The following is a 14,265-nucleotide window of genomic DNA, read 5'->3' as shown; positions in this document are numbered from 1 at the left end:
GGCGGGAGCTGTATGTGACCCAGGCGTTGGCGCGGCCCTGCCCGCCGTTGTTGGCGAGGTTGGGCAATTCAATGCGAAACGCGGGATCGGTGACGGCCAGCCCGAGGTAGCCGGTGCCCCATTGGACGATCGCTTCCGGGTCGACGCCGGTGCCGATGTCGTCGATGACGAAATCATAACCCTTGCCGTTGGTGACCGCGCCGGTCTGCGGCACGCCGATCTCCCAACTGCGCCGGTCGAGGGAGCCGGTCGAGGAGCGTGATTCGAGCCGAATCATCCCCTCCGTGCCGACGATATCCTCCTCGCCGATCTGCAGCGTCTTGGCCGGGGAGGTGGTGCCGATGCCGACGCCGCCGGCGGCGCGGATGAGGAACTGATTGGCGGCGGTGGTATGGACGGTATCGGGACTGCTGCGGTCGCTCCAGACGAAGGATGCGAAGTGATTGGCGCGGGCGTAGGAGCCGGCGGCAAAACTGAAGTCGCCGCGGGCGGCGTTGGCTTCGCCGCCGGGGACGGTGGCGGCGACGCCGCTGGCTTCGTTGAAGCCACCGCCGCCAACGGTGGAGAGATTGCCGGAGGCCAGGTTGTCACGTCCTCCCTCGACCACGCTTTCGTGGCCGGGGGCGTCGTTGAGGATGCCGCCGCCTACGACCGCGAAGGTCCCCTGCGCGGAGTTGGTGTCGCCGCCGACGACGACCGCGCCGTTCGCATTGGTGTAGTTGAGGATGCCGCCGCACACGGTGGCGCCGGTCCCCGCCGCGGCATTGCGATCGCCGCCACCCACGGTGGCGTAGTTTCCATCCGTCAGATTGCCGTAGCCCCCGGCCAGCGTCGCGTATCCGCCCCGTGTCTGGCCGTTTAATCCGCCGCCGATCGTCGAATAGTTGTCAACGGCGCGGTTCGCGGAGCCGCCGGCGACCACGGTCGCATAGCCCTGCGCAATGTTCTGACCGTTAAAAATGTTTGTATTTCCACCGCCACCGATCGTCGAGAGCGTGCCCTGCGCGGAGTTGAATTGCCCGCCACCGATGGTGCTGTAAAACCCTTGCGCGATGTTGTAGTGCCCTCCGTCCACGCTGCTGCCGTGCCCCGACGCGACATTGCCATACCCCCCGCCGATGCGGGCATAGTCGCCGCCGGCCGAATTGGAGTCCGTGAGAGCCAGGCCGCCGCCGCCTGCCACGGTGGAGTATTGGCCGCGCGCGTAGTTGAATCGGCCGCCGCCGACCGATGCGCCGGCGTCGTCGGCGGTATTGCTGAACCCGCCACTCACCGTCGTCCATAAGTTGGAGGAGGTATTGCCGTATCCCCCGCCGACGGCGGAGTACGTTGACGTGGCATCGTTGTTGGAGCCACCGGCGACACTCGACGCGAATCCCGACGCGGCATTTTGCTGTCCGCCGGCAATCACACTCGATTCGCCGGAGGCGGAATTCAGCACGCCCCCGGGGATGGCGGTATAATTGGCCGTCGCCTGATTGTCCGCGCCGGCGACGAACCCGTCATTGCCTGAGTTCGTGTTCGATGCGCCGATCGTGACCTTTGATGTGATCGTGCCGCCAGCGGCGGCATCGACCGTCGATACACGGTGCGCGTATGGCCCCGTCACCAATCGCACGCGCGGAAGCGTCGTGCCATCGACATCGATCTCCAGCCAGCGGACGGAGTCCGCAAAAACGGCGTCCGTCAGCGGATTCATCGCGCCGAGCAGGCCGATCCATAACCCATCCACACCCGATGTGATCGACTGGACCTCCCCTCCTCCGCCCGGCCAGACCTGCACGCCCGCTGCGCTCGCATTGAAGATGCGGAAGGTGAAGGTCTTCGCGCCCGACGGAAGGGGCGCGCCGACGGCGTCGGTGAGGCGGCCCTGCACGGTCATCTGGGATGGGACGGCGTGCGCGCCTGATACCATTAGGAACGTGAACGCGGCGGCGTACAGACTAATGCGCATCATTGGTGACTCCGGGTGAGCGAGCGCTATGGCTCGAGTCTCTTTTTCAATTGATCGATCTGTTCCTGTTGCCGCGCGATCTGCCTCTGCTGTTCCTTCATGCCTTCTATCAGCAGCGGCACAAGCCGGGCATAGTCGACGGCGAGGTAACCGTCTTTTTCTTCCTTCACGGCCTCGGGCAGAACTTGCTGCACGTCCTGCGCGATGACACCGACCTGCCTGCCGTCGCTGAGACCGCGCTTCGGGAATTCATCGCGCCGCCACTGATAGGTGACGCCGCGCAATCTTGAGACTCGGCCCAATGCGTCGGGGATGTCGTGGATGTCAGACTTCAGTCTCTCATCGGAAGGGCAAAACACATTCGCTGCGGACACGCATCCACTGGCGAAAATATTGCCCACCACGTGCAGGGCTTGCGAGGGCGTGGTGGTGCCGATGCCGACACCGCCCGCGGCGCGGATGATGAACTGGTTGGGAGCGGTGGAGGCGGCGCTGTCAATGCCGGGAAGCCAGAGCGTCTCGTCCGCCCAGACAAACGATCCGCTATGGTGCGCCCGCGCATAGAAACCGGCGGCCAGACTGTAGTCACCCGTGGCTTCACAGGCATACCCGCCTGGGACGGTCGCGGACGCTGCCACCGCCCTGTTGTAATTTCCGCCGCCGACGGTGGAAGCGTTGCCGCCTGCTTCATTCGAGGAGCCGCCGACAACCGAGGAGGCGCCCCACGCCTGGTTCGAGCCACCCCCGCCGACGAAGGAGAAATGTCCGGCCGTATTCAGCACGCCGCCGGCGATGGTGCCGCTGATGCCGTCAATGACAAGGTTGCGACGTCCGCCGCCGATTGTTCCCCACCACCCAAGGACCGAGTTGGAATCCTCGGCGAGAACTCCGCCGCCGCCGGCGATCGTCGAGAACGGTCCATGGACACGGTTGTTGCCGCCGCCCCCGACGGTGGCGCAGGAATCGACGGTGAGGTTGGATAGCCCGCCGGCGATGGTCGAGTAGGTTCCCATGGCGGCATTGGAGCTGCCGCCGCCGATCGTCGAGGCGAGCCCGGTTGCCCCGTTGGCCACGCCGCCGGAGACGGTGGCCAGAGAGTCGAGCGCGAGATTGACGAATCCTCCGGCGACGGTGGATGCCCATTCGCCGGCGACGTTTTCTGAACCACCGCCGACAAACGACCACATGCCCAGCGCCGCGTTCGAATCGTAGATGTTTTGCCCCCCACCGCCGGCGACGGTCGCGAATTCTCCGCGGGCGCGGTTGTACCCGCCTCCTCCCACCGTGGCGCCGACACCCGAGGATATGTTGTTGAATCCGCCGGAGATTGCGGCGTAGGTATTCGATGCGGTATTGGCGAATCCTCCGCCAATGCTTGAGTAGAACCAGGTTGCCCGGTTCAGTTCACCTCCGGCCACGGTGCTGGCATCTCCCTGCGCCTCATTGAGAGATCCGCCGCCGATCGCCGCCATACCGCCGGTGGCGGCGCCTTGCAGCCCCCCGCTCACGACCGAGTAATTACCAGCCGCTTGATTGGATTCGCCGCCGCCAATCGCGGCGTAGTCGGCGGTGCTGGTGTTAAACTTTCCTCCCGCGACAGTGGCCGCGGCGGCGCCGGCGGTGTTGTAGAGTCCGCCGCCAATCGCGGACCGTTCGCCGGATGCCGCATTGCCCAATCCGCCCGCGACGACCGAGTGGGTGTTCGTTGCGTCGTTGTCGGCGCCGCCGCCCACTGTCGTTCCGAATGCCGTCGCGGTGTTTTGCTGGCCCCCGGAGATTACACTGGACTCACCCCCGGCGTTGTTCAGCGCGCCTCCACTCACCGCGGAGTAGTTGCCCGTTGCCTGATTGTCGGCGCCGGCAACGAACGCATGGCTGCCGGAATTGGTATGGCCGGGACCGATGGAGACTTTGCTGGTGATCGTGCCGCCCGATGCGCCATCGACCGTTGATACTCGATGCGCGTAGGGGCCGGTGACAAGGCGCGCGCGCGGCAATGTCGTGCCATTGACCGTGATCTCCAGCCAGCGGACGGTGTCGCTGAAGACCGCGTTCGTCAGCGGCACAACGGCGCCGACCAGACCGATCCAGAGGCCGGCGGCGTCGCTGGTCAGCGTCTGATTCTCCCCGGCCCCGTTGGGCCAGATCTCATTACCGAGGGCGGGAGCATCGAAAATCTTGAAGGTGAAGTTCTTCGATCCGGCCGGCAGCGGATTGCCGGACAGATCGGTCAGTTTGCCCTGCACGGTAATGCTGGCAGGGACGGCGGCATGTCCGGCCCCAGCCAACACGATGATCAGGCAGACTCCCGTAACGAGACGGCGGGTCATGGCGACCTCCAGGAACGATCCGTTTTAACAACAGGTAAGACAGCGACCGTCAGGGTGACGGGATTTGCGGGTAATATAGTCAGATTTGAGCGAATTAGGAGAGAGATTTCGGCCCGATTCTGAGGCACAAATCGGACAGCGGCGGTCCGCATTCGCCGCTCTTGTGCGCAGGAAAGTGGGCGAAAGCGGGCCGGCCGCATCGAGATTCTACGGTGTGAGGGCGCGCAACGCCGTCTTCAGCTCGTCGATCTGGCGTTGCTGCTCTTTCATGCCTTCGATCAGCAGCGGGATCAGCCCATTGTACTCCACCGAGAGATACCCATCCTCGCGCGTGCGGATGAGCTCGGGCAGAACCTCGCGCACTTCCTGGGCAATGACGCCGTATTGGGCACCGGGCTCGAAGTGCCGCTCAGGGAATTCGTTCGCGCGCCACTGGTAGCGGACTCCCCGCAACCGCCCCACAATCGCAAGGGCGTCATCGACCGTCGCGATATTGGTCTTGAATCGCTCGTCGGAGGCGCAGGCGGTGTTGTTGCCATCGACGCAGCCGCTGACCGTCAGGTTTCCGGAGGCATCGAGCGTCATGTTGGTGACGTTGCCGCCGGTACGGAATCCGATGTCATTGCCGCCGCCGCCCTGGTCGAAGACGATGGCCCCGGCCACCGCGTTCGACGGCTCTGTGAACAGCAATCCACGCTCCGCGTTGTCCGTGCCGAGGATGGAAATCCAACCATTGGAGGAACTCGTTTCAAAGACGGCGATCGAATTGCTGTTGGCGGTGACCGCGCCCGCGCTTCCCTTCTGCACATGCCAGGGACCTTCCGGCGCGTTGGTGCCGATACCGACACCGCCGGCGGCGCGGATGAGGAACTGGTCCTGCGCGGTCGAGGCGAAATCGGCTTCGGTGGAATCGGCCCAGACAAATGTGCCGTGGTGCAAGGCATGGGCGCGTCGTCCGGCGGCAAAGGAGAAGCTGCCGTTGGCACGGTTGCGGCGTCCACCGGGAATGGTGGCGCCCAGACCGCGCGCGACGTTGGAGTCGGCATCGGCGCTACCGCCGCCGCCGGAGACAGTGGCGGAAGTGCCATAGGTATAGTTGTTGTATCCACCGCCGATCGTCGAGAAGGAGCCGTCGGCCGTATTGCTGGTGCCACCGGCAATGGTGGCGCCGTTGGTGGCGGTGGCAAGGTTGGATTGACCGCCGCCGACGGTGCCGGCGAACGCCGCGAAATTGCGTAAGCCGCCGCCGATGGTCGCATAATCAGCGTCGGTGCGGTTTTCGGACCCGCCGCCGATCGTTGTGGACTGGCCGAAGCACCAGTTGCGGATGCCGCCGCCGATGGTGGAGAAATTCCCGAGGGCGGTGTCGGCCCGCCCCCCGGCCACGGTGGCTGCGGTGCCGGCGGCACGGTTGCCGTTGCCCCCGCCGATGGTTGCTTCCAGTTGGGTGGCCACGTTACTCTGTCCGCCACCAATGAAGCTGTACGATCCGGTCGCGAGATTGGCGCGTCCGCCGGCGACTGTGGACAGATCTCCCAACGCGAGATTGGAATCGGCAGCGGTGGTTCCGCCGCCACCTCCGACGAAAGAGAATGCCCCGCGAGCGCGGTTGGTGGCGCCGCCGACGATGGCGCTGCCGGCGCCGGAGGCCACATTGCTCCGCCCGCCGAGTATCGCGGATGTGTTGCCCAGTGCCTCGTTCATCCAGCCGCCCCCGATGATGGCATCCACCTGATCGACGTGATTGTCACGTCCGCCACCGATGAAGGTGTTGCCGGTGTCGGCGCGGTTATTCTGTCCGCCGACGATGGCGGCACTCCCGGACTTGGCGATATTGCCGGAACCGCCCCCGACAAAGGCGGTCAGGCCGCTGGCGACGTTATGGCTGCCACCGACCACACTCGACCAGGAGCCTGAGGCGGTATTGGAATCCGGCAACGCCCCCCCGCCGCCGCCGACAAAAGAATAGACTCCGGACGCGCGGTTGGAGGCGCCTCCGGCGATCACGGCGCCCTCCGCGGTGCTGCGGTTCCCGACGCCGCCGCCAACGAACGCCCCCGACCCAACGGTCAGGTTATTCTGGCCACCCACGATGGCCGAGTAATCCCCAAAGGCGGTGTCATTCTGGCCGCCGCTGATGTGCGAAAACTGGCCGGTTGCCGAGTTGCTTTGTCCTCCGGTCACGCTTGAGAAATCGCCATCGACGTTGTTGTCGAATCCGGCGACGAATGTGTGGAAGCCGACGTTGAAGTGTCCTTCGCCGATTGCCACTTTACTTTTGATCGTGCCACCACTGGCGCCGTCGACGGTGCCGACACGGTACGCGTAGGGGCCCGTCACAAGGCGGACGCGCGGCAGCGTGGTGCCATCGACGGTGATCTCCAGCCAGCGCGATGTGTCGGCGAAGGCATCGGGCAGGATCGGAATCACGGCGCCGACAAGTCCAATCCAGGTGCCGTCGGTGGCGGTGGTGATGACCTGATTCTCGCCGCCGGCATCGGGCCAGAATTGGCCGCCGCCAACGGCGGCGCTGAAGATCTTGAACGTGAAGTTCTTGGCGCCGGCCGGCAGCGGATTGCCGGACAGATCGGTGAGTTTCCCCTGCACGGTGATGCTGGTGGGCACGGCGGCGTACGCCGTGAGGGCAGCGGCGCATACCAGCAAAATCCCCGCAATGGCACGTCGGGTCATAACGTCCTCCAAATTGGCAGACAGCGGTAAACGGCGAGACGGCGTCCGTCTGAGACGGAAATCAGGAGCAATATAGTCTCCGCTCGGCCAGCGGGGGGAGGAAATTCGACCGCCTTTGCCAGAGGATTTCGGGCGGCGCGCAGCGGTCAGAGCGTCTGCGCGCGTTGTTCGGATTTCAATTCGTCGATCTGGCGTTGCTGCTCTTTCATGCCTTCGATCAGCAGCGGGACGGGCCGCACACAGTCCAGTATAGATGCGTCGATCTCATGCCTTCGTGCCAGACGACTTCGTAAACCACGGCGCGGACATCCACGGTTCATGGCGCAATTCACTTCCAAGCGTGGATCATAGGATGTCGACAGCTCACAGTCGATTCAGGCGAAATGGCACTGACTAAGGCTGCATTCGCCGAATGGTCTCCTCCAGTTTCTCGATCCGTTTCTGCTGTTCCTTCATGCCCTCGATGAGGAGCGGCACAAGTTTGGCGTAGTCGACACTCATGTAGCCGTCCGTGTGCCTGGTGACCGCCGTCGGAGCAACCTGAAGAACTTCCTGCGCAATCAGCCCGATCTGATTGTCTTCCGGGAATTCGCGATCGGGAAATTCCTCACGTCGCCAGTCGAATCGCACACCACGCAATCGCTGAATGTTGCCGATGGGGTCGGTGAGAGGTTCCAAGTTCTTCTTCAGGCGCAGGTCAGAGTGACACGTGAAGTTCGCGTAACAACCGCCCCTCCAGATGTCTCCGTAGAGTAGCATGTTGCCACTTTGCAGACTCAGGCCGTTCCAGATATACATGCCGTTGTAGAAATTGCCGAGACCATCGACAAGCAGCGCCTCGTCCACTCTGAAGCTGCCGTTGGGTTCGACATAGAAGGATCGGGTTGTCGGCTCAGCGCCTGTCCCACCAATGTACCCGGCCATCCATCCGTACCCGAGCGACAGGCGGCTTGTCCCTCCTCCTGGCGCGATCACGACAGGATTTCCCGCCGCGTTGGCGTGGTAGTTGTAGCCCATGTGAATGCCGTCACCATAACGCGCATAGCTGCCATAGAGGAAACCGGATGAATTGCCGCCGCCGATGCGCATGTGATGATAATCGCCGGATGCCACACCGATTTCCATGTCGCCATCGACGGTGAGTGTCTTGTTGGGGTTGGTCGTCCCGATGCCGACCGGTCCGCTGACTCCCATGTCCCCGTTGACGGTCAAGGCGCGATTCGGGCTTGTGGTGTTGATACCGACACCGCCGCCTGCGCGAACGAGGAACTGATTCGCGGCCGTGGAAACGAAGCTGTCGGCGCAACTATTCGAGCTATTCCACACGAAACTGCCGGGGTGATTCGACTTTGCGCCGACACCCGCGGCAAAGCTGTTTGCGCCAACGGCGCTGTTGCAGCTGCCGCCGGGAATGGTGGAGCCCGAGCCCGCGGCCCGGTTGGTTGTGCCGCCTCCTATGGTTGATTCAAAACCCGATGCGTGGTTTCGACGTCCGGCGACGACGACGGAGTAATCGCCGCGCGCGGAGTTGGAGTCGTGCGGGAGGCTGCCCCCGCCCCCGGCGATGGTGGAAAACTGCCCGTACGTCAAGTTTCCCCTGCCGCCCCCGATTGTCGCGTGAGTGCCGCGCGCGGCATTGATCTCGCCGCCGGACAGCGTTGCAAACGGCGCATCCGTCAGGTTGTTCGCGCCTCCGCCGATCGTGGCGTTAAGCCCCCGCGCGACACTGCTGCCGCCGCCTGCGATCGTCGTGCCCTGATCAATGGCCTGGTTACTGCCTCCCCCTCCCACCGTCGACCAGAGACCGTAGGCGCGATTGAACTCTCCGCCATCCACGACGGACGCCCAGCCGGAGGCGGTGTCCTTCCAGCCCCCACCGACGACGGAGTGAGTCGCGATGGCCGCATTCTCGAGGCCCCCGTCAACAGCAGAGTAATGGCCGCTGGCGGTGTTTCCTTGTCCGGCGACAAAAGTCGCGAAACCGGTGGCGGCATTGTTCGAACCGACAGACAGCGCACCGATGATTGCGCCGCCGGAGGCGCCATCGACGGTCGCGACGCGATGCGCATAGGGGCCGGTCACCAGACGTACACGCGGCAATGTCGTGCCATTGACCGTGATCTCCAGCCAGCGGATGGTGTCGCTGAAGACCGCGTTCGTCAGCGGCACAACGGCGCCGACCAGACCGATCCAGAGGCCGGCGGCGTCGCTGGTCAGCGTCTGATTCTCCCCGGCCCCGTTGGGCCAGATTTCGTTGCCGAGCGTGGGGGCATCGAAAATCTTGAAGGTGAAGTCCTTCGATCCGGCCAGCAGCGGATTGCCGGACAGATCGGTCAGTTTCCCCTGCACGGTGATGCTGGCAGGGACGGCGGCGTACGCCGTGAGGGCAGCGGCGCATACCAGCAAAATCCCCGCAATGGCACGTCGGGTCATAACGTCCTCCAAATTGGCAAACAGCGGTCACTGGCGAGACTGCGTCCGTCTGAGACGGGATACAGGACAAATATACTCTAAATGCGGCGCTAATAGACGATTAAAACGACTCGCTCTGATGGAGCAGAGACTTCAACACCTCGTGGACGTGAGAGCGAATTCGCGGTGCGGCCCGCATCAGCCGCAGGGACGGCAGAACTCCGTCGCCGGATCGCCGGCGCGGAAGACGACGTTGATCATGCGCTGAACATCGAGAATCGTGGTGACGCCATCGCAATCCACATCGGTCGTGGTAAATGGGCAGGTGGGCGACGGATCGATAATGTCGGGGTAGGCGCGGAAGGCCACGTTTATGATCGCGATCACTGAGCGCGCATCGGGCTCGGGGAGATCGCAGACGGGATTGGCATGGCAGTCGCAGGCACACGATTCGCAGGCATCGCCGACGCCGTTGCCGTCGTTGTCGGCCTGATCGGGGTTGAAGACGTCGGGACAGTTGTCGCCGGCACAGACGCCGTCGCCGTCGCGATCCACGCTCCATCCTGCGATGTATCCAACGGAAAGTCCATCGGCGGTCGTGAACATCCCGCCGGCAATGAGATTGCCCTGAAAGAGCGAAAGCGCATTGACCGGGTTTCCCATCCCGCCGCCGAGGGCATTCCAGGCGGCACCATCCCAGCGCGCGATGCGCAGGGCCGGGGCGCCGCCGGCGCTGGTAAACCAGCCGCCCACATAGAGTGAACCGGCATCGACCACCAGGGCGTTGACCGCGGTGGCAACGCCGCTGCCGAGGGTGGACCAGGCCGTGCCATCCCAGGACGCGAGATTGGGGCCGGGCTGATTGCCGGAGGCGGTGAATTGTCCGCCGACAATGAGCTTCGACCCGTAGACGGCCAGCGCATAGCCCACGCGATAGATGCCATCGCCGAGGGCGGACCATGAGACACCATCCCAGGCGGCGATGCTCGATGCGGGCGCGCCGCCGGCCTCGCTGAATTCGCCGGTGGCGATCAGACGGCCCTCGTAGGCGGTCAAGGCGTAGACGCGGCCATTGATTCCGGCCGCGAGCGGACTCCACGCAACCCCATCCCAGGCGGCGACATGGCTGGCGGCGACTCCGCCGGCGAGCGTGAAGTCGCCCCCGGCGATCAACCCGCCGTTGAAGACGGTCAGCGCATACACACGATCATTCATGCCGGAGCCCAACGGAATCCAGTCGCTGCCGTTCCAAGCCGCGATGCGGGGAATCGAGTCGCCATCGACGACGGCGAACGATCCGCCGGCGATCAGCAGGTTGCCGAAGGACGCCAACGCGAGGACGCCGCTGTTCATGCCGCCGCCCAGTGGATTCCAGGCGACGCCATCCCAGCGCGCGATGCGATTGACGGTCGTGCCACCGGCCGTGGTGAATAATCCTCCGGCATAGAGATCGTTGTTGTGGATGGCCAGCGCGTACACCCAATTGTTGACGCCGGCCGGCGTGGCGCTCCAGGCGCAGGGGGCCAGCGACGCGCCGTGGTTCGGTCCGCCGAGTTCCATAGCGGAGATATCGATCGAATGGTTCAGACTGGAGTCGCGCAACGCGGAGATGTCCAGCGATCCATCGGGGCGCCGGAAGGACGCAAGCGTCAGTGGATCCGCGGACCATCCGGACGCCGGGAGCGTCAATCCCAGCATGATCGCGCCCAGCGCGGCGCAGACCCAGCGAGCGGAGGCCGGCCCGTTCATCACGATTCAACTTAACCCCGATTTACCGACACGGCTGACAAAATCCCACCGCCGGGTGACCGCCGCGGAAGGCGACGTTGACGATCCTGACGACATCGACAACATCGGTGGCGCCGTTGCGCCCGGCGCGGTGTGACCGGGGGCGCCGACGAGCAAATCGCGCTTGCCGTCACCGTCGAAGTCGGCGTTGCCGTCGACATAGAACCCGAAGAAATCCCCGGCAGCGTCGCCATCGGCCTGCCATTGCAGACTGAGGGCGCACGGCGACGCGCTAAACGATGTTATCGCCTGCGCCCGGATGGTCCGCGGGGCGGTTGGCACTCTGTTTCTCCCGATTGAGAGACCGGACTGGTCATGCCAGATGAATCCTATGCACATAAGTACGGTCGCTATTGCGCGTTCGGGTGTATCAGGGGCATGGCATGGCGATGGCTGGCCGTGGTGTTCGGTTGCGTGCTGGCGTCAACCTCGATGAGGGCGGCCATGGAGCCGTCCGCCGACTCGTCGCGCATCACTGCGGACAGCGTTGTGGTGATCAAAAGCGCCCGGGAGAGGAGATCTGGAACTTTGTTCGGGATGGTACGCCGATCATTATCCGGCCGTAGTATGACCAAAACGGTCCGACCGTAACGCGGATGACGATGCGACCGTATAACCGTCAGGAACACCCTTCTCCGGGATTGACCACGGATGGTCTGCGGGTCGTGCCGGCGTACGCGGTCGCGGCCCGCTTTCTTTTCGGGCCGCATCGCTTTGTCGCCCCTGCTTCACCATCTATGCCGAATCTCACAGGCGCCGGGCCGCCCACGATCGAATTGGCCACGCACTTTCGCCTTGTGGAGCGTTTCCGAAATGATTCCTTGGCTCCCTGCGGCGAGTGGCCGCCGCATGAGATCGAGGTCTTGAGCCGCAAGCGTAAGATCCCGACACGAGGTGCGCAATGAGACTGCCGTCCATCCAGCAAGTCGTTGAAGGGGCCCGGCAGACGTTCCGCCGTTTTCCGCTGGTCATGGCCTGCGCCGCGCTCGGCACGTTGGCGGCATTGGCGCTGGTGGAGAAGGAGGAGACCGGAGGGCCGAGCATCTTCTACCCGGTGCTCTTCGGCGCGCTTCTCGGGCTGCCGCTTCTGGCGGGGACGGTGCTGGTGGCCGAGCGACGCGGATGGTCGAAGAGCCGGACACTGGCCATGCAGTTGCTCGGTGTGCTTCTGCTGATCGGCTACGGTTTGACTGTGCCGATGGATATGTCGAATGCCCCGGCGTATCACGCGCAACGATTGGCGCTGCTGCTGGTCGCTCTCGTCGGGTTCCTGATCGTGGGGCCATACCTGCAACCCGGACAGACCAACGGATTCTGGCAGTACGGGAAGACCCTGCTTTTCCGCCTGCTGGTGGCCGGACTCTTCTCCGCGACGCTGTTTGCGGGGCTGGCCATCGCGCTGGCGGCGTTGGACAATCTGTTCGGGATCGACGTGCCGGAGCGGCGGTACGGCGAACTCTGGATTCTGATTGTCGGCCTGTTTGCCACCTCGTTTTTCCTCGCGGGCATTCCGGAGAAGCTGGATGCGCTCGACGAAGTCGCCGACTACCCGAAGGGGCTGAAGGTCTTCGCGCAGTACATTCTCCTGCCGCTGATGTTTGTCTACCTGATCATTCTTTATGCGTATCTGGGGAAGATCGTCATCCAGTGGAGCTGGCCGCAGGGCTGGGTGAGCCGTCTGACGCTCTTTTTCGCCGCGGGCGGAATTGCGACGCTGGTGCTTTTGCATCCCATCCGCGAAAAGTCGGAAAACGTGTGGATACGGGCGGCGGCGCGGTGGTTCTGGGTCATCATGATCCCGCCGATTGTGATGCTCATGCTGGCGATCACGCGGCGGGTCACGGAGTACGGCCTGACGGAGGGGAGGTTCATCGGGTATGTGCTCGGTGCGTGGCTGGCGGCGATGGCGGTCTATTTCATCGCCAGCCGCACGAAGAGCATTAAAGTCATCCCCGCCACCCTGGCGTTGATCGCCCTGTTGATCTCGTTTGGTCCGTGGGGGGCATTTCAGGTATCCGAACGAAGCCAGGTGAATCGTCTGCAGGGCCTTCTGGAGAAGAATCAGATCCTGACGGACTCGAAGATTCAGAAAGCGCCGGCGCCGGTTGAGCCCGATGATGCGATTCAGATCAGTTCCATCATCGGTTATCTGCGGGAGGTGCACGGATACGACGCAATTCAGGGTTGGTTCAGCGAATCGCTGGCCAGCGAGACGCCGCGGGGCGGCAGCATCCCGAAGAACCCCGCCGATGTGACCCGGCTTTTCGGCATCGAATACCGTCGCCCGCTGAGGTTGGACGGCCGGACCTTTCTGGAGTTGTCCGCCGATCCGCAGTCCAGCGTGACAGTGGCCGGCTATGAGCGCATGCTCATCGGGCGTCGCTTCAATCCCGCGACCCCAACACCTGCCGACACCGCCGGCGAGGTCCGCTGCCGGGTCGACAGCGCGACCAGCGTCATGACCATCGTGACCTATGACGGCGATACGCCCGGCGACTCGCTGGCCATTCCGCTCGGGCCGTTGGCAGACACGTTGCTGAGCCATTTCGATGAGTACAGTGGCGGCCGAATCGATGCGGAGAGGATGACGGTCACGGCGGAGCAGGGGCGCATGAGGGTCAAGGTCTGCCTGCGCGCTATTGAGTATCGCGGCAGCGGAGAGCGGTTGCGGCCATTTGCGTTCTATGCGGACATCCTGTATTCGCTGGCGGAGCAGGGCGGCATGGATGCGCAGTGATATATGCCGCGTGACCTAACGGGGGAGAATAAAGCAGACCCCTCGCTGCGCTCGGGGTGACAATGCGGGATGGGTGCGCTCGGCGGGTCGAGGGCATCGGATGCGCCATGGAATCTTCCGCGCGGCATGGCGGGAAAGAGAAAAGCAGACTCCTCACTGCGCTCGGGGTGACAATGTGGGAGTGGTGTACTGCCGAAGTCTCACTAAAACATCAGCCGCAGTTGCAGACCCACCTCTCCCCTGCTGGCCGCGTAAGTCGGTGAAATTGACCAGGCGAGTTTGAGACGCTCGTTCTGCCGGCGGGCCGCGCCCTTGACGGTGGCGATGTCGCAGATGGCAGAGGCGGAGATCAT

General features: G+C 64.0%; 7 protein-coding genes. 1 reads left to right on the top strand and 6 read right to left on the bottom strand.

Features of this window, described 5'->3' with window-relative positions; all coding sequences use genetic code 11:
• The 6 genes from VNN55_12700 to VNN55_12675 all read right to left on the bottom strand — a co-directional run.
• Positions 1–1,957 (bottom strand): hypothetical protein (locus VNN55_12700; protein HWO58408.1); only part of this gene is annotated, 1,957 nt, incomplete at its 3' end.
• A gap of 23 nt (positions 1,958–1,980) precedes the next feature.
• Positions 1,981–4,284, bottom strand: coding sequence for a tail fiber domain-containing protein (locus tag VNN55_12695; protein HWO58407.1), 2,304 nt, complete (start codon positions 4,282–4,284; stop codon positions 1,981–1,983).
• 207 nt (positions 4,285–4,491) lie between these two features.
• Positions 4,492–6,975: a tail fiber domain-containing protein gene (locus tag VNN55_12690; GenBank protein HWO58406.1), complete on the bottom strand. Its 2,484-nt coding sequence runs from the start codon at positions 6,973–6,975 to the stop codon at positions 4,492–4,494.
• 393 nt (positions 6,976–7,368) lie between these two features.
• The gene (locus VNN55_12685; GenBank protein HWO58405.1) at positions 7,369–9,408 is read right to left on the bottom strand and encodes a tail fiber domain-containing protein; all 2,040 of its coding nucleotides are present in this window, start codon (positions 9,406–9,408) and stop codon (positions 7,369–7,371) included.
• Between the two features lie 177 nt (positions 9,409–9,585).
• Positions 9,586–11,136 (bottom strand): hypothetical protein, encoded by a 1,551-nt coding sequence (locus tag VNN55_12680; protein HWO58404.1) that lies wholly within the window; start codon positions 11,134–11,136, stop codon positions 9,586–9,588.
• 6 nt (positions 11,137–11,142) lie between these two features.
• A complete protein-coding gene (locus tag VNN55_12675) occupies positions 11,143–11,457 on the bottom strand; it encodes an integrin alpha (protein ID HWO58403.1) in 315 nt (104 codons plus the stop codon).
• Positions 11,458–12,076: 619 nt separating this feature from the next.
• On the opposite strand from VNN55_12675, the gene VNN55_12670 reads away from it, so the two are divergent.
• A complete protein-coding gene (locus tag VNN55_12670; protein HWO58402.1) occupies positions 12,077–13,912 on the top strand; it encodes a DUF4153 domain-containing protein in 1,836 nt (611 codons plus the stop codon).
• Positions 13,913–14,265 lie beyond the last annotated feature (353 nt).

The sequence above is a fragment of the bacterium genome, assembly GCA_035559435.1.
In the GTDB taxonomy this organism is placed as follows: Bacteria; Zixibacteria; MSB-5A5; order WJJR01; family WJJR01; genus JACQFV01.
The sequence above is the reverse complement of the archived record's forward strand: the minus strand, read 5'-3'. Positions and strand labels throughout refer to the sequence as shown.